14 protein-coding genes and 3 pseudogenes are annotated in these 15,918 nt (G+C 63.6%); 13 read left to right on the top strand and 4 right to left on the bottom strand.

Annotation, left to right across the window (positions count from 1 at the left end):
- Window positions 1-65 precede the first annotated feature (65 nt).
- The 10 genes and pseudogenes from D6C00_RS16535 (at window position 66) to D6C00_RS03670 (ending at window position 9,131) form a co-directional block, all read left to right on the top strand.
- Window positions 66-440: a methyl-accepting chemotaxis protein gene (locus tag D6C00_RS16535; protein ID WP_317623005.1), complete on the top strand. Its 375-nt coding sequence runs from the start codon at window positions 66-68 to the stop codon at window positions 438-440.
- A 296-nt stretch (window positions 441-736) separates the two neighbouring features.
- A complete protein-coding gene (locus D6C00_RS15670) occupies window positions 737-1,120 on the top strand; it encodes a HAMP domain-containing protein (protein ID WP_194073933.1) in 384 nt (127 codons plus the stop codon).
- Window positions 1,101-1,445, top strand: a pseudogene (locus D6C00_RS16530) (methyl-accepting chemotaxis protein); the annotation flags it as partial. The gene D6C00_RS15670 and the pseudogene D6C00_RS16530, both read left to right, overlap by 20 nt.
- A gap of 67 nt (window positions 1,446-1,512) precedes the next feature.
- Complete coding sequence (locus D6C00_RS15960) at window positions 1,513-1,806, top strand: hypothetical protein (protein ID WP_241546936.1); 294 nt, start codon at window positions 1,513-1,515, stop codon at window positions 1,804-1,806.
- A gap of 279 nt (window positions 1,807-2,085) precedes the next feature.
- Window positions 2,086-2,568 carry an efflux RND transporter periplasmic adaptor subunit gene (locus D6C00_RS15955; RefSeq protein WP_241546784.1) on the top strand — a complete coding sequence of 161 codons (483 nt, stop codon included), beginning with the start codon at window positions 2,086-2,088 and terminating at the stop codon, window positions 2,566-2,568.
- 101 nt (window positions 2,569-2,669) lie between these two features.
- The gene (locus D6C00_RS15950) at window positions 2,670-3,122 is read left to right on the top strand and encodes an efflux RND transporter periplasmic adaptor subunit (protein ID WP_241546783.1); all 453 of its coding nucleotides are present in this window, start codon (window positions 2,670-2,672) and stop codon (window positions 3,120-3,122) included.
- A pseudogene (locus tag D6C00_RS03685) lies at window positions 3,119-6,338 on the top strand (efflux RND transporter permease subunit). Before D6C00_RS15950 ends, D6C00_RS03685 begins: the two are co-directional and overlap by 4 nt.
- Before the next feature lie 132 nt (window positions 6,339-6,470).
- Complete coding sequence (locus tag D6C00_RS03680; RefSeq protein WP_125180365.1) at window positions 6,471-7,382, top strand: selenium metabolism-associated LysR family transcriptional regulator; 912 nt, start codon at window positions 6,471-6,473, stop codon at window positions 7,380-7,382.
- Window positions 7,383-7,654: 272 nt separating this feature from the next.
- Complete coding sequence (locus D6C00_RS03675) at window positions 7,655-8,035, top strand: Crp/Fnr family transcriptional regulator (protein ID WP_125180364.1); 381 nt, start codon at window positions 7,655-7,657, stop codon at window positions 8,033-8,035.
- 11 nt (window positions 8,036-8,046) lie between these two features.
- Window positions 8,047-9,131 (top strand): annotated as a pseudogene (locus tag D6C00_RS03670) (AI-2E family transporter).
- Window positions 9,132-9,331: 200 nt separating this feature from the next.
- Here the strand turns inward: D6C00_RS03670 and D6C00_RS03665 are convergent.
- Genes D6C00_RS03665 through D6C00_RS03650 form a run of 4 tightly spaced genes read right to left on the bottom strand, consistent with a single transcriptional unit; the run spans window position 9,332 to window position 12,905 of the window.
- Window positions 9,332-10,735 (bottom strand): PhoH family protein, encoded by a 1,404-nt coding sequence (locus tag D6C00_RS03665; protein ID WP_125180363.1) that lies wholly within the window; start codon window positions 10,733-10,735, stop codon window positions 9,332-9,334.
- A 4-nt stretch (window positions 10,736-10,739) separates the two neighbouring features.
- Window positions 10,740-11,261 (bottom strand): peroxiredoxin, encoded by a 522-nt coding sequence (locus D6C00_RS03660; RefSeq protein ID WP_125180362.1) that lies wholly within the window; start codon window positions 11,259-11,261, stop codon window positions 10,740-10,742.
- A gap of 34 nt (window positions 11,262-11,295) precedes the next feature.
- Window positions 11,296-11,826: a glycine cleavage system protein R gene (locus tag D6C00_RS03655; protein WP_125180361.1), complete on the bottom strand. Its 531-nt coding sequence runs from the start codon at window positions 11,824-11,826 to the stop codon at window positions 11,296-11,298.
- Window positions 11,823-12,905 carry a galactose-1-phosphate uridylyltransferase gene (locus D6C00_RS03650; RefSeq protein WP_125180360.1) on the bottom strand — a complete coding sequence of 361 codons (1,083 nt, stop codon included), beginning with the start codon at window positions 12,903-12,905 and terminating at the stop codon, window positions 11,823-11,825. The genes D6C00_RS03655 and D6C00_RS03650 overlap by 4 nt, the downstream gene beginning before the upstream one ends.
- Before the next feature lie 159 nt (window positions 12,906-13,064).
- Here D6C00_RS03650 and dapA point away from each other — a divergent pair, with 159 nt between their 5' ends.
- From dapA to D6C00_RS03635, 3 genes are read left to right on the top strand one after another with little or no spacing between them, the layout of a single operon-like run.
- Window positions 13,065-13,946, top strand: a complete 882-nt coding sequence (gene dapA / locus D6C00_RS03645) for a 4-hydroxy-tetrahydrodipicolinate synthase (RefSeq protein WP_125180359.1) — start codon at window positions 13,065-13,067, stop codon at window positions 13,944-13,946.
- A gap of 26 nt (window positions 13,947-13,972) precedes the next feature.
- Window positions 13,973-15,100, top strand: a complete 1,128-nt coding sequence (gene bamC / locus D6C00_RS03640) for an outer membrane protein assembly factor BamC (protein WP_125180358.1) — start codon at window positions 13,973-13,975, stop codon at window positions 15,098-15,100.
- 21 nt (window positions 15,101-15,121) lie between these two features.
- Entirely contained in the window at window positions 15,122-15,877 is a 756-nt protein-coding gene (locus tag D6C00_RS03635; RefSeq protein ID WP_125180357.1) for an MBL fold metallo-hydrolase, read from the top strand.
- Window positions 15,878-15,918 lie beyond the last annotated feature (41 nt).

Raw genomic sequence — 15,918 nt, 5'->3', positions numbered from 1 at the left:
GCTGGCGCTGAACCGCGGCCATCGAGGCGGCAAGGGCCGGCGAACAGGGGCGGGGTTTTGCCGTCGTGGCGGACGAAGTGCGCCACCTGGCCAGCCGGACCCAGTCCTCCACCCAGGAGATCCAGGACATGATCGAGGCCCTGCAGGGCCGCGCCAACGAGGCGGTCAAGGTCATGGGCGAGGGCACCAGCCAGGCCAGTGTGGTCGAGGAGATGCTGGAAAACGCCACCATGTCGCTGGCCGAGATCGGCGGCTATGTCCAGACCATCGACGGCATGAACACCACTGTCGCCAGTGCCGCGGAACAGCAGAGCGTAGCCGTGCAGTCCATCCGCGAGGTGATCCGCAACAATCAGAACAAGGCCGAAAATGCGGCCCTGATCGAAAGCGAGCTGCAGTCGGTGATCGGTCAGCTGGAGCAGATGCGGGCCGGAGCCTGAGCCGGGGCGGGCACGACAGGCGTCGAACTGAAAATGGTCTGGATCTTGCCTGTTTCAATGAAGCGGCCAGGCAGAAGCGATTTCAAGCATTCGGGGTGGATGAGGGGATTTCCCCTGCCGGGTCCCACGGGGACAGCCGCCGGGGAAGACAACCAGGATCAAGACGAATGACGGATGGTGTGTTATGAAACCGAGCATTTTGCGTAATCTGCTCATCGCCTGTGTGGGCTTCGGTATCCTGATGGGTGCCCTCTTCCCGGTTTTCGCCCAGTTCTTTGGTGGACTGGAAAGAGGATATGTTCACCTGGTTCGTGGCCGGCTGCCTGACGGCGGGCGTGGTACTCGGCGTGGTGAACTACTGGCTGGTCAACATTATTCTGCTGAGCAAGCTGCGGCGTATCTCCGAGGTCGCCAACGCCATTGCCCAGAACGATGTCTCCCATAGCTGCACCATGGAAAGCCATGACCTGATCGGAGAGATCATCTCCAGCTTCAATCAGATGGCGGACAACCTGCGTAGTGTGATCGGCGAGATCAGCGGGGCAACCGCACAGCTGGCCTCGGCCGCTGAAGAGATGTCGGCCGTGACCGACGAGGCCAGCCGCGGCGTGCAGCAGCAGCAGTCCGAGATCGAACACGTGGCCTCGGCCATGAACCGAGATGACCACCACGGTTCATGATGTGGCGCAGAATGCGGCCAACGCCGCCCAGCATGCCCAGCAGGCCGATGCCGATGCCAAGGGCGGGGCCCTGGTGGCCACCGAGGCCCTGGGCGGGATCGACAATCTGGTCAACGAAATGGACCGGGCCGGCGGCGTGATTCACAAGCTGGAGACCGAGTCCGAGAATATCGGCATGGTGCTGGATGTGATTCGCGGCATTGCCGAACAGACCAATCTGCTGGCGCTCAACGCGGCCATCGAGGCAGCGCGCGCCGGTGAACAGGGCCGCGGCTTCGCCGTGGTGGCCGACGAGGTGCGCCATCTGGCCAGCCGCACCCAGCAGTCCACGCAGGAGATCCAGGAGATGATCGAGCGTCTGCAGGTCGGCGCCACCGGCGCGGTGAAGGTAAATGGAAGAGGCCCAGAATATGGCCAAGGAGAGCGCCGAACAGGTGGAGAAGGCTGCCGAGTCACTGGGCGGTATCGCCGCGGCCGTCTCGCAGATCAACGACATGAACACCCAGATCGCCAGTGCCGCCGAGGAGCAGAGTGCGGTGGCAGGCGAAATCAATTCCAATGTGGGCAATATCCGCGACGTGGCCGACAAGACCGCCGCCGGTGCCCAGCAGACCGCCTCTGCCTCCGAGGAGCTGGCGCGTCTGTCCTCCACCCTGCAGGATCTGATGGGGCGCTTCCGGATGTGAGCTGATCCGGATCAACCCAGCGCCATAAACCGACGACCCGCCTCCCGGCGGGTTTGTCGTTTTCAGAGCAGCGCTGTAAATTAGCACGTAGGTCGGGCCAGCCGCAGCGTAACCCGACCTGCATCCGTTTTCCTGTCATTGCGAGCGTAGCGTGGCAATCTCATGATGCAGGATCAGGTAGTTGAAGATTGCCACGGCGCTGCGCGCCTCGTAATGACGAATAAATTGGAATTTCCTCAGCAGGAATTGCCAGCGGCAGCCGGAAGGGAGAAGCAGCGGATGAGAACACTTTTCATACTGGCCCTGTCTGTGGTTGCGCAGGGAGCGCTGGCGCAGCTCCCCACGGCGCCGGTGGAGCGCAGCACGGTGCCCTATCGGCAGTGGTTCGACGGGGAGATCGAGGCGGTCCATCAGGCCACGGTCTCGGCCGAGACCAGCGGCAGGATCGCCGCCATCCACTTCGATGTCGACGACTATGTCGAGCGCGATGCCGTAATCGTGGAGCTGCGCGACACCGAACAGCAGGCCCGGCTGCGCCAGGCCGAGGCCGCCGTGGAGGAGGCCCGCGCCCGCTTTGTCGAGGCCCGAGACGAATACAACCGCATCAAGGAAATCTACGCCAGGAAACTGGGTGGCCAAGGCGGCGATGGACCGTGCCACTTCCGGGTTCAACTCGGCCCGCGCACGGCTGGAAAGCGCCCGCGCCGCGCTGGCATCGGCGCAGGAGCAGCTCGAATATACCCGCATCCGCGCCCCCTATGACGGCATTGTGGTCGAGCGCCATGCCGAGGTCGGCGAGATGGCCAGTCCCGGCATGCCCCTGATGACCGGTATCTCTGGAGCGGCTGCGCGCGCTGGTCAGCGTGCCGCAGCGCTATGTGCACGAGGTGCGTGCGCTCAAGCAGGCGCAGATCAAATGGGGGCTGGTGGATACCCAGCAGGTTGCCAGTGACAGTATCACGGTCTATCCCTATGCCGACGGCGCCAGCCACGGTTTCCGGGTGCGCGTCGGCCTGCCTTCGGCCAACGGTTACGGGCTCTACCCCGGCATGCTGGTCAAGGTCGGCTTCGTGGTCGGCGAGCAGGAGCTGCTGACCATTCCCGCTGTGGCCGTGGTGCGCCGCAGTGAACTGACCGGCGTCTATGTGGTGGACGATCAGGGACGCATCAGCCTGCGCCAGATCCGTACCGGCCATCCCTATGCCGGTGAGCGCGTCGGCGTCACAGCCGGCCTGAGCGAGGGCGAACGGGTGGTGACCGACCCGGTCGAGGCCGTGGTCGAACTCAAGCGCCGCCAGGCGGGAGCGCACCAGTGAGTGACAGGCTCGGCTTTTCCGGGCGGGTCGCCCGGACCTTTCTCGATACCCAGATCACCCCGTTGCTGGCCCTGCTGGGCTTTCTGCTCGGGGTGCTGGCGGTGCTGATCACGCCCCGCGAGGAAGAGCCGCAGATCAATGTCACCTTCGCCAATGTCTTCATTCCCTTTCCCGGTGCCACCGCGCGCGAGGTCGAGCAGTTGGTCACCACCCCGGCCGAGCAGGTGTTGTCCGAGATCGAGGGGGTCAAGCACATTTATTCCGTCTCCCGTCCCGATCAGGCCGTCCTGACGGTCGAGTACGAGGTCGGCGAGGACCGCACCCAGGCCATCGTGCGCCTGTACAACGCCATTTTCTCCAACCAGGACTGGCTGCCGCCCAATCTGGGTACGCTGCAGCCCATCATCAAGCCCAAGGGCATCGACGACGTGCCCATCGTCACCGCCACCCTGTGGACGAAGAATCCCAACCGCGGCGCCTATGAGCTGCAACGGGTGGCGCACGCCCTGGAGGCCGAACTCAAGCGCGTGCCCGGCACCCGCGAGATCGCCACCATCGGCGGCGCCGACCGGGTGGTGCATGTGCTGCTGGATCTGGCGCGGCTGGCCGGCTATGACATCGACGTCGCCCAGCTCAAACGCGCCCTGACCGCGGCCAATCATTCCAGCGACAGCGGTATGCTGGTCGGTGACAACCGCGAGATCCCGGTCCGGGCCGGGGACTTTCTCAGTCAGCCGGAGCAGGTCGCCGAACTGGTCGTGGGCATGCACCAGGGCCAGCCGGTGTATCTGCGCGATGTGGCCGAGGTGCGCTATGGCCCGGATCAGCCGGAGCGCTATGTGCGTTTCGGCACCGGCGCGGCGGCGGCGGACAAGGGTGTCGAGGCGAGCGGCGAATTTCCCGCCGTAACCCTGGCCATCGGCAAGAAGCCCGGTACCAATGCCGTGGACATCGCCAACGCGGTGATCAAACGCTTCGAACAGCTGCGCGGCACCTTCATCCCGGACGACATCGAGGTCACCTTCACCCGCGATTACGGTAAAACCGCCAACGACAAGGCCCAGACCCTGATCAAGAAGCTGACCTTCGCCACCCTGGTGGTGGTCGCCCTGGTGCTGCTGGTGCTGGGCTGGCGCGAGGCCTTCATCGTCGGTCTGGCGGTGATCATTACCCTGGCCATCACCCTGTTCGCCTCCTGGGCCTGGGGCTTCACCCTCAACCGGGTCTCGCTGTTCGCGCTGATCTTCTCCATCGGCATCCTGGTCGATGACGCCATCGTGGTGGTGGAGAACATCCACCGCCACATGGGCATGGGCGGACGCAGCCTCAAGGAGGCCATTCCGCTGGCGGTGGACGAGGTCGGCGGCCCGACCATCCCTGGCCACCCTGACAGTGATTGCAGCCCTGCTGCCCATGGCCTTCGTCACCGGGCTGATGGGGCCCTACATGAGCCCGATCCCGATCAACGCCAGCATCGGCATGCTGATCTCGCTGGCGGTGGCCTTCGTGTTCACCCCCTGGCTGGGCTACAAGCTCATCGGCGGCCACGGTACGGGTGAGGGTGGTGAAGGGGTGCCGGCCGGGCTGTACGCCTTTTTCCAACGCTTCGTCGGGCCTTTTCTGCGTCAGCGCCAGGGACGCGTCAAACGCTGGTTGCTGGGCATCATCACCCTGGTCCTGATCGTTGTGTCGCTGGGTATGGCAGCAAACCAGTGGGTGGTGCTCAAGATGCTGCCCTTCGACAACAAGTCCGAGTTCCAGGTGGTGCTGGACATGCCCGAGGGCACCAGCCTGGAGCAGACGACCCGGGTGCTGGACGAGATGGGGGCGGCGCTGGCGCAGGTGCCCGAAGTGACCGACTATCAGATCTATGCCGGTACGGCCTCGCCGATCAACTTCAACGGCCTGGTGCGCCAGTATTATCTGCGCAGCGAGGCACATCAGGGCGACATCCAGGTCAACCTCCGCGACAAGGCCGAACGCAAGCGCAAGAGTCACGAGATCGCTCTGATGGTGCGGCCCATGCTCACGGCCATCGCCGAACGCTACCAGGGCAGTGTGAAGGTGGTCGAGATGCCGGCCGGCCCGCCGGTGCTCTCGCCGCTGGTGGCCGAAATCTATGGCCTGAACTATACGGGGCAGATCGAACTGGCCGGCGAGCTGAAGCAGGTCTTCGCCGGCACTCCGCATGTGGTCGACATCGACGACAGCGTCGAGGCCGCCGCGCCCCAGTATTATATGACGGTCGATCGCAGCCGCGCGGCCCGCTTCGGGCTGGCCCAGTCCACCGTGGTTCAGGCCATCACAACCGCGCTGTCCGGCGAGGATGTGACCTACCTGCATACCGGCCATGACAAGTATCCGGTGCCGGTGCGCCTGGAACTGCCGGTGCAGGACAAGGACCGGCTGGAGCGGCTGCTGGCGATGGAACTGACCGGCGAGGGTGGACGCAGCGTGCGCCTGGCCGATATCGTCGAGGTGCGCGAAGGCCAGCGCGAGCGTGCGATCCATCACAAGGACCTGCTGCCGGTGGTCCATGTCACCGCCAATGTGGCCGGCGGCGTGGACAGCCCGCTCTATGGCATGTTCGACATCGTCGGTCAGCTGCGCGACAACACACTGGGCCGGCCCGAGCCGATCGAGCAGCACTTCATCGACCAGCCGGAGAACCCCTATAAGTACAGCCTGAAGTGGGACGGTGAGTGGCAGATCACCTACGAGACCTTCCGCGATATGGGCATCGCCTACTCGGTCGGGCTGCTGCTGATCTATCTGCTGATCGTGGCCCAGTTCCGTTCCTACCTGGTGCCGCTGATCATCATGGCGCCGATCCCGCTGACCGTGATCGGCGTCATGCCGGGGCACGCACTGCTCGGAGCACCCTTCACGGCCACCTCCATGATCGGCATGATCGCGCTCGCCGGCATCATTGTGCGCAATTCCATCCTGCTGGTGGATTTCATCAACCACGAGGTCGAGCGCGGGGTGGCCTTTGAGGAAGCCGTGCTGCGCTCCGGCGCGGTACGGGCCAAGCCGATCATCCTGACCGGTCTGGCGGCCATGCTGGGAGCCTTTTTCATCCTCGACGATCCCATCTTCAGCGGTCTGGCTATCTCGCTGATATTCGGTGTGTTTGTCTCCACCCTTCTGACGCTGGTGGTCATCCCTGTGCTGTACTATGCCGCGCGCTGGCGGCGCCATGCGCATTCCGGATAACTCCATTTTCACGCATAGCCGCATCAGAATATTTTATATTCGGGCGATTGCTGCTAGGATTAGCAGCCGCCTGAATGACAGGTGGCTGTTTTACAGAAGAAAACCGTCCCGAATCCGGTATTAGAGAGAGCCATGGCCGATCGCAGATTGCAGGTCTTTCACACAGTGGCACGTCTGCTGAGTTTCACCAAGGCGGCGGAGACGCTGCACATGACCCAGCCGGCCGTGACCTTCCAGGTCCGCCAGCTGGAGGAGCATTTCAACACCCGCCTGTTCGACCGCACCCACAACCGCATCAGCCTGACCGAGGCCGGTCGCCGGGTGTTCGAGTACTCCGACCGTATCTTCGATCTTTACAACGACATGGAAAACGCCGTCCGGGAAATGACCGGCGACATCAGCGGTGTGGTCATGATCGGCGCCAGCACCACGATCGCCGAGTACATGCTGCCGGCGCTGCTGGGGGATTTCCGCAACAAGTACCCGGACGTTAATGTCCAGCTGCGGGTGTCCAATACCGACGGCATCGTCTCCATGGTGGAGAACAACATCATCGATCTGGGCGTGGTCGAGGCGCCGGTGACCAACAAGAACCTGGTGGTCGAGATCTGCCGCATGGACGAGCTGGTGGCCATTGTTCCGCCCAGCCACCCGTTGGCCAGGAACAAGGTGGTCAAGATCGAGGAAATGCTCAAGTATCCCTACATCTGCCGCGAGGAGGGCTCGGGCACCCGCGAAGTGATCAGCGAATACCTGGGCCAGGCGGGCGTGAACATGACCGACATCAGCGTGTGCATGGAGCTGGGCAGCCCCGAGGCGGTCAAGGGCGCGGTGGAGGCCGCGATGGGTGTGTCCATCGTCTCGCGGGCCACCATCCAGAAGGAACTGAAGCTGCAGACCCTGGTTGCGTTGCAGCTCGAGCCCAGACTGGAACGGCCCTTCTCCTTCGTCCACCAGAAGCAGAAATTCCGCCACCTGGCCATGGACGAGCTGCTCGAATTCGCCCGCCATTACTGCAAGACGCATCATGATGACTGGGAGTGAACAGGTGCCAGGTTCTAGGGCCGAGGTCTCGAGAGCAGTGACGTAGGTTGGGTTAGGTGCGCAGCACCGTAACCCAACATGCCGCGAGCTGTCGGGTTACGCTACGCTAACCCGACCTACGTGCCTGACTAATTCCGTCATTGCGAGGAGCGAAGCGACGTGGCAATCTCCATGCGATTGATTTCGCATTACGAGATTGCCACGCTTCGCTCGCAATGACGGGGGTTTTTAATTAATCAGGGTTTCCATAGTAACTAGAGCCTGTTTTTATTATGCCGACAGATGAATCCAGACTGCTGGAACTGTTCAATGAACTGAACGAGGCCGACCGTCACGCCCTGATCCGTTATGCCGAGTTTCTCGCCGGCCGGCCCGTGGCGGGTCTGCCGCAGCCGCAGGCCGCAGCACCGGCCGAACCGGTGCTGCCCGAGACCCCGAAACCGATTCCGCGGCCGGAGTCCGAGTCCGTCATCAAGGCTGTCAAGCGCCTGTCCGAAAGTTATTACATGCTGGACAAGAACAAGCTGCTCAACGAGACCTCGCCGCTGGTAACCGAACACGTGATGTACGGCAAGGCGGCCGAGGAGGTGATCGACCGACTGGAGACCGTGTTCGAGGAGCACTACCAGGCCTATCTCGAGCGCTGGTCCTGAATCTTCCGCCCATGGACATCATCCGCAACTGGTTCCGGCGCTACTTCTCCGATCCGCAGGTCGTCATCCTCGCGCTGTTTCTGATCATCGGCTTCGCTATCGTCCTGACCATGGGCCGGATGCTGGCGCCGGTGCTGGCGGGCGTGGTCATCGCCTATCTGCTCGATGGACTGGTCACTCCGCTGGAACGCCACGCGCTGGGCCGGACCTGGGCCGTGCTGCTGGTGTTCATTGCCTTCATGCTGTTCCTGCTGTTCGCCTTTTTCGGCATCATTCCGCGGCTGTCCTTCCAGCTCACCCAGCTGGTGCAGCAGTTGCCCGACATGGTCAGCCGCGGCCAGTCGATGCTGCTCAAGCTGCCCGAGCGTTATCCCAACTTCGTAACCGACGACCAGATCCGCGAATTCATGATGGCGATCCGCACCGAACTGGGCAGCATGGGCCAGCGGGTGCTGTCATTGTCGGTGGCCTCCCTGGTCAGCCTGATCACCCTGCTGGTCTACCTCATCCTGGTGCCGGTGCTGGTGTTCTTCTTCCTCAAGGACAAGAACCGCATCATCGGCTGGCTGGGGTCCTATCTGCCGCGCGAGCGGCACCTGTCCACCGCCGTCTGGCACGATGTCAACGCCCAGATCGGCAATTACATCCGCGGCAAGATGTGGGAGATCTTCATCGTCGGCGGCGTCACCTATGCCACCTTTACCCTGATGGGTCTGCAGTATGCCGTGCTGCCAGCACCCTGGTCGGCCTGTCGGTGATCATCCCCTATATCGGTGCAGCCGTGGTGACGGTGCCGATCGCCCTGATCGCCTATTTCCAATGGGGCTGGGGCAGCGAATTCCTTTACGTGCTCATCGCCTATGCCGTGATTCAGGCCCTGGATGCCAACGTGCTGGTGCCGCTGTTGTTCTCCGAGGTGGTCGATCTTCACCCGGTAGCCATCATCGTGGCGGTGCTGGTCTTCGGCGGTCTGTGGGGCTTCTGGGGTATCTTCTTCGCCATTCCGCTGGCCACCCTGGTGCAGGCCGTACTCAAGGCCTGGCCGCGCAGGGAGCCCGAGCCCGCAGTGGAACCGACTGGCGCCGGCGGTGAATAACGCGGAGGGCGCAGAGGCGCGGAGGCGCAAAGGGAACTCTGATTAATTCAGTTATGCCGTCATTGCGAGCATAGCGAAGCAATCTCGAACGGCAGGATCAATCGGTTAGAGATTGCCGCGTCGCTCCGCTCCTCGCAATGACAAAATAATCAGAGATTCATTACTATTCTCTGCGTCCTCTGCGTTGATGTTGCCAAGCCTCAGAGATTCTCCGACGCGTAATCCGCCAGCCGCGAGCGCTCGCCCTGGCGCAGGGTGACGTGCCCCCCGTAGCCCCAGCCCTTGAAACGGTCGACCACGTAGGTCAGGCCGGAGGTGGTCTCGGTCAGGTAGGGGGTGTCGATCTGGGCCACGTTGCCCAGGCACACCACCTTGGTGCCGGGGCCGGCGCGGGTGATCAGGGTCTTCATCTGTTTGGAGGTCAGGTTCTGGGCCTCGTCGATGATGAGGAACTTGTTCAGGAAGGTGCGGCCGCGCATGAAGTTCAGCGAATGAATGCGAATGCGGCGGTGCAGCAGGTCATTGGTCGCCGCCCGGCCCCATTCGCCGGCGGCATCCGACTGGGTCAGCACCTCCAGGTTGTCCATCAGCGCCCCCATCCAGGGAGTCATCTTTTCCTCCTCGGTGCCGGGCAGGAAGCCGATGTCCTCGCCCACCGGGACCGTGACCCGGGTCATGATGATTTCGCTGAAGCGCTTCTCGTCCAGGGTCAGGGTGAGTGCAGCGGCCAGGGTCAGCAGTGTCTTGCCGCTGCCGGCCTGGCCGACCAGGGTGACGAAGTCGATGTCCGGGTCCATCAGCAGGTTGAGCGCGAAATTCTGCTCCCGGTTGCGGGCGGCGATACCCCACACGGAATGGCTGGGTTTGCGGTAGTCGCGCAGTACCTCGACCAGGGCGCTGTCGCCGTCGTGTTCCCTGACCATGGCCTCGAATTCGTTTTCGCCGGGCAGGTAGATGCACTGGTTGAGATGCCAGTCCCGGGTCATTTCATCGTGGATGCGGTACAGGCTGCGGCCATTGTCCTGCCAGGAATCCATTCCTTCGCCGACGTTTTGCCAGAAGTCAGCCGGCAGTTCAACCATGCCCTTGTAGAGCAGGTTGACGTCATCCAGTACCTGATCGTTGTAGTAGTCCTCGGCGTGGATGCCGACGATGGCCGCCTTGATGCGCAGGTTGATGTCCTTGGACACCAGCGTGACCCGTGCCTCGGGACGTTCCTGCTGCAAGGCCAGCGCGGTGCCGAGGATGTTGTTGTCCGGGACGTTGCCGGGCAGGGCGGCAGGCAGTTCGAACTTCATGCTGCGCGTCTGCAGGTACAGGGTGCCGGAGGAATCCAGGCCGTGGCCATTCATGTCGAAGGGGCGCTGGGACAGCTGCAGTCCGCTCTCGATGTCTTCATGCGAGGCGTTGCAGGTCAGTTCGTCGAGAAAGCGGTTGACCTGGCGCACGTTGCGGGCCACTTCCGTGACGCCCTTCTTGCCGGCGTCGAGTTCCTCCAGTATCACCATGGGGAGAAAGACATCGTGTTCCTGGAACCGGAACAGCGCGGTCGGGTCGTGCATGAGGACATTGGTGTCGAGCACGAACAGGCGTTTATGTGTCATTAAATTAAGGATTCCGCCGTGTGATATGTGTAAGTGTGCGGGAAGGATTCAGGCCTTGTCGAGCTTGCTTCACGGCCTCAAGGACCTCATCGACATGGCCCTTGACTTTGACCTTGCGCCACTCCTGCCGGAGTACCCCCTGCTCGTCGATGAGAAAGGTGCTGCGTTCCACGCCCATCACCTTTTTGCCGTACATGTTCTTTTCCCTGATCACGTCGAACTGGGCGCAGGCCTTTTCCTCGGTGTCGGAAAGCAGTTCGAAGGGAAGTTCGTGTTTGGCCTTGAAGTTCTCGTGGCTTTTCAGGCTGTCCCGCGAGATGCCGAAGACCAGGGTCTTCTGACGCTTGAATTTGCTGTAGTTGTCGCGAAAGTCCTGACCCTCGGTGGTGCAGCCCGGGGTATTGTCCTTGGGATAGAAATACAACACCACTTTCTTCCCCCTGCAATCGGAGAGTTTGAAGGTCTGGTCGCCCGTCATGGGGAGAGAGAAATCGCGGACCTTCTTGCCGACGGCGACGTTGCTCATGCAGGCCTCCTTGGGATGCTGGCGGCCGGGCGCTTCAACCCTTTGCCGGTTCGATGATGGCGTCCAGGTTGAGCTGGTCGCAGAAATCCATGAATTCCTCACGCAGACCGGCGATGTGCTGCTTGGCCGGTATCTGCACGGTCATGTGCACGGCGAACATGGGTGTACCGGTGTGTGCGGCGGCGTAGCTGCTGGTGTTCAGGTCCTGGATGTTGATGTTGCGGGCCGAGAAGAAGTGCGCCAGGTTGTGCACGATGCCGGGGTTGTCCAGGGCGACCACCTCGACCACGTAGGGCAGGGTGTCGCGGCTGTAGTGGTGCTCCTCGGTGCGGCGCAGGCTGACGGTCAGGCCCAGCTTCTCACCCAGCTGCGGCAGCTGGTCCTCCAGCTTGGCGATTGTGTTCCAGTTGCCGCTGGCCAGCAGGATCACGGCGAAGTCACCGCCCATGACCGACATGCGGCTGTCGGCGACATTGCCGCCGTAGTCATAGATGCAGCGGGTCAGTTCATCGACGATGCCCGGCTGATCGGCGCCCAGGGCGGAGATGACAAGATGGGTGCTCATGGGTCCAGGCTTACCTCGCGTAGCTGTTGGGCGGCGTCTTCCGGGCTGATGGTGTTGACGAACAAACCTGAGCCGAGCTCGAAACCGGTCGGGATGCTGGTGCGCGGACAGATCTCCAGGTGCCAGTGAAAGCCGGCCTGGCAGTCGGCATAGGCCTCGCTGCGCGGCAGCGAATGCAGGAAATAATTGTACTGCACGCCGCCGACCACCGCATCGAGGCGGGCCATGGTGCGCCGCATCACCCGCGCCAGGTCGGCGCGGGCCTCATCGGTGATGTTGAGGAAATCGCTGTCGTGCTGCAGCGGCAGGATGTGCACCTCCCACTCGTAGCGACTGGCGAAGGGCTTGATGGCGATGAAGTGTTCGCCGCGCTCGACCACGTATTGGCCGACGCTGATCTTGCGCCGGATCTCGCCGGAGACGCGGTCATAGATGGTGGCCTCGAAGGTCAGGGCCTCGTCGATCAGCGAACAGAAGATGCACTGGTTGTATTTCTGGTAGTGCTGGCGGCTGTTGAGCAGCTCGTTGTGCAGATTCTCCGGCACCACCGGCATGGCGATGATCTGGCTGTGGGTGTGGGCGATACTGGCCCCGGCGGCCGGGCCGAAATTCTTGAAGGCCAGCACGTAGCGGATGCGGGTGTCAGAGGCGTAGAGCTGGGCCATGCGGTCGCGGTAGACCCCGAACAGCAGCGCCAGGTGCGCTTCATCCATTTCGTGGATGGCGATGCCGTGACTGGCGTTGTCGATGATCACCTCGTGGCGGCCGTAGCCGTCGATGGCCTGCTGCAGGCCGAAGGCCAGCCCGCCGCCCGGGGTCTCGCCGAGCACCGGGTAGAGGTTCTCCACCATGCGGATCCGCCAGTTCTCCTCGTTCGGCACCGCCATGATGGTCGGCGGGGTCATGGCCTCGTTGCCGGGACAGAAGGGGCAGCGCTCGACGTGGCGGCGGGTGTCCCGGGGGGCGGGGTCCTCGTCCTTGCGCGGGCGCATGGCGCGGGCGGTGGCCACCAGGACGGACTCGCTGGGAACGATGGGGTTGATCCGGATCTCGCGCAGGGGGGTGTTGTCTTCGCTCATGCTGCCTCACCTTGATGATTGTACGAAGGATACTTTAGAGCCGGCGTGCATTGCCACTACGGCGACGTTGCCTTGTCAGCACCGGAGCGGACCAGTAGTATGTGGCGGTTTCAGGGGAACCCGATCCGGGTCCCGAAACAGGCTTGCGGAGTGAGTTGCATGTTCCATGGCAGCATGGTCGCGCTGGTGACCCCGATGCACGAGGACGGGGCGGTCGACTACACCAGCCTGGCGAAACTGGTTGAATTTCATATCGAACATGGCACCGACGGCATCGTGGCCGTGGGCACGACCGGTGAATCCGCCACCCTCGACGAGGACGAGCACTGCGAGGTCATCCGCCGTACCGTGGAACTGGCTGCCGGGCGGATCCCGGTGATCGCCGGCACCGGGGCCAACTCCACCACTGAGGCCATCAGCCTGACCCGCTGCGCCCAGCAGGCCGGGGCCGATGCCTGCCTGCTGGTCACCCCCTATTACAACAAGCCCACCCAGGAAGGCCTGTATCTGCACCACAAGGCCATCGCCGAGGCGGTGCCGATTCCGCAGATCCTTTATAATGTGCCCGGGCGTACCGCCTGTGACATGCTGCCGGACACCGTCGAGCGGTTGTCCCATATCTCCAACATCGTCGGGCTGAAGGACGCCACCGGCGACCTGGACCGGCTGCGTGATCTGCGCCAACGCTGCGACGGGCGTATCGACCTGTACAGTGGCGATGACCCCACGGGGATGGAATTCATGTTGCAGGGCGGGCAGGGGGTGATCTCGGTGACCGCCAATGTGGCGCCGGCGGACATGCATGCCATGTGCGAGGCCGCCCGCGCCGGCGACCGTGCAGGTGCCGCGGCCATCAATGACCGGCTGGACGGGCTGCATCATGCCCTGTTCCTGGAGGCCAATCCCATCCCGGTGAAATGGGCGCTGTATGTCATGGGCCTGATCCCGGCCGGTATCCGCCTGCCGCTCACGCCCCTGTCCGAGCCCTATCGTGAACGGGTCGCCGAGGCCCTGCGCCAGGCCGGTGTGCTGCAAGCATGACTCATCATTCAACACGGAATGCCTACATGAAACTGCCCTCAGCCCTGCGTATCCCGGCCGTCGCGACGGCCGCCCTGATCCTGACCGCCTGCAGCACGGTTCAGGAGTACTGGCCGGCCAAGGGGGCCGACTACAAGGAGAGCCGGCAGGAGCCCACGCTGGAACTGCCGCCGGATCTGCGTTCCAGTGAGATCGAGGACAGCCTGGTGATCCCCTCGGCGACCCTGTCCGAATACGAGACCGACGCCCGGACCAGCGCCCCGTCCGAGGCCGGGGTCCTGCCCCAGCCCGAGAACATCGAGGTCAGGCAGGACGGCCGGCAGCGCTGGCTGGTGGTGCAGGCCCCGCCCGAGCAGGTCTGGCCGCGGGTGCGTGACTTCTGGGTCCAGAGCGGCTTCCTGCTGACGGTGGAGGATCCGCGCGTCGGCATCCTGGAGACCGAGTGGGCCGAGAATCGCGCCGACATACCGCAGGGGCCGATCCGTCGCACCCTGGGCAAGGTCATGGATTTCGCCTACTCGGCAGCCACCCGCGACAAGTTCCGGGTGCGCCTTGAGCGCGGCAGCGAGCCCGGTATCACCGAGGTCTATCTCACCCACCAGGGCGTGGAAGAGGTGGTCGAGGGCACCGCGGACCAGGACGGCAATACCGTGTGGAAACCGCGCCCGAGCGATCCGGCGCTGGAAGCCGAAATGCTGCAGCGCCTGATGGTACACATGGGCGTGGAGGAAGAGCGCGCCCGGACCCGGCTGGCGCAGGAGACACAGGAAACACCGGCGGCACGTGCCGAGCTGATCCGCACCAACACAGGCGAGGTCGAGCTGCGGCTGGGGGATGACTTCTCCCGCGCCTGGCGCCGCACCGGCCTGGCGCTGGACCGGGTCGGCTTCACCGTGGAGGACCGCAACCGCTCCGAAGGCGTCTATTATGTGCGCTACGACGACCCGCTCAAGCAGCAGGAAGGCGAGGGGCTGCTCTCGCGGCTGGCCTTCTGGAGCGATGACGAGCAGATCGATCGCGAGGCCCAGTACCGGATCCAGCTGCAGGCCAGCGGTGCGCAGACCAGCGTGATCGTGCGCGACATGGACGGCAAGCGGGATAATTCCACAACCGCGGCCCGTATCCTCACCCTGCTGGAAGAGCAGCTCAAGTAGGGACAAGGATTCGATTCCGGCATGCGTTTCGCGTCCCTGGGCAGCGGCAGTCGCGGCAACGCCATGCTGGTGGAGACCGGGTCGACCTGTGTCATGGTCGACTGCGGGTTTTCCATCACTGAGACAGAGAAGCGTCTGGCGCGGCTGGGCCGCAGCCCGGAAGAACTTTCGGCTATCCTGGTCACGCATGAACACAGCGATCACATCCGCGGCGTGCTGCCCTTCGCCCGCCGCCACACCATCCCGGTCTGGATGACCCACGGTACCGCCGCCACCCTGCCTGAGGGTGAGCTGCCGCCGCTGCATTCGATCGCCGGCTACGCCGATTTTCATGTGGGTGATATCCACGTCCAGCCCTACCCGGTACCGCACGATGCCCGCGAACCCTGCCAGTTCCTGTTCCACGGTGGTCGTCACCGGCTCGGTCTGCTCACCGACTGCGGCAGCCTGACGCCGCACATCGTCGCCACTCTCCAGGGCTGTGACGCCCTGGTGCTGGAGTTCAACCACGACCCGGAGATGCTCGCCAGGGGCAGCTATCCACCCGCCCTCAAGCGCCGGGTCGGCGGCGACTATGGCCACCTCAACAACCACCAGGCCCGCCGCCTGCTGGATCAGATCGAACTGGGTCCGCTGCAGCACCTGGTGGCCGCGCACCTGAGCGAGAAGAACAACGCCCCCGAGCGGGTGCGCGAACAGCTGGACGTGTTCGACGGCCGGCTCGACTACAGCCTGGCCTGCCAGGACGGCGGCTTCGACTGGCGCACGCTGGAATGATCCCTCACAGGGCAGCGTAGGACGGGTGCAGGCGCGGAGCG

Source organism: Thiohalobacter thiocyanaticus (genome assembly GCF_003932505.1).
Classification (GTDB): Bacteria; Pseudomonadota; Gammaproteobacteria; order Thiohalobacterales; family Thiohalobacteraceae; genus Thiohalobacter; species Thiohalobacter thiocyanaticus.
This window is presented reverse-complemented; position numbering and strand designations above follow the sequence as displayed.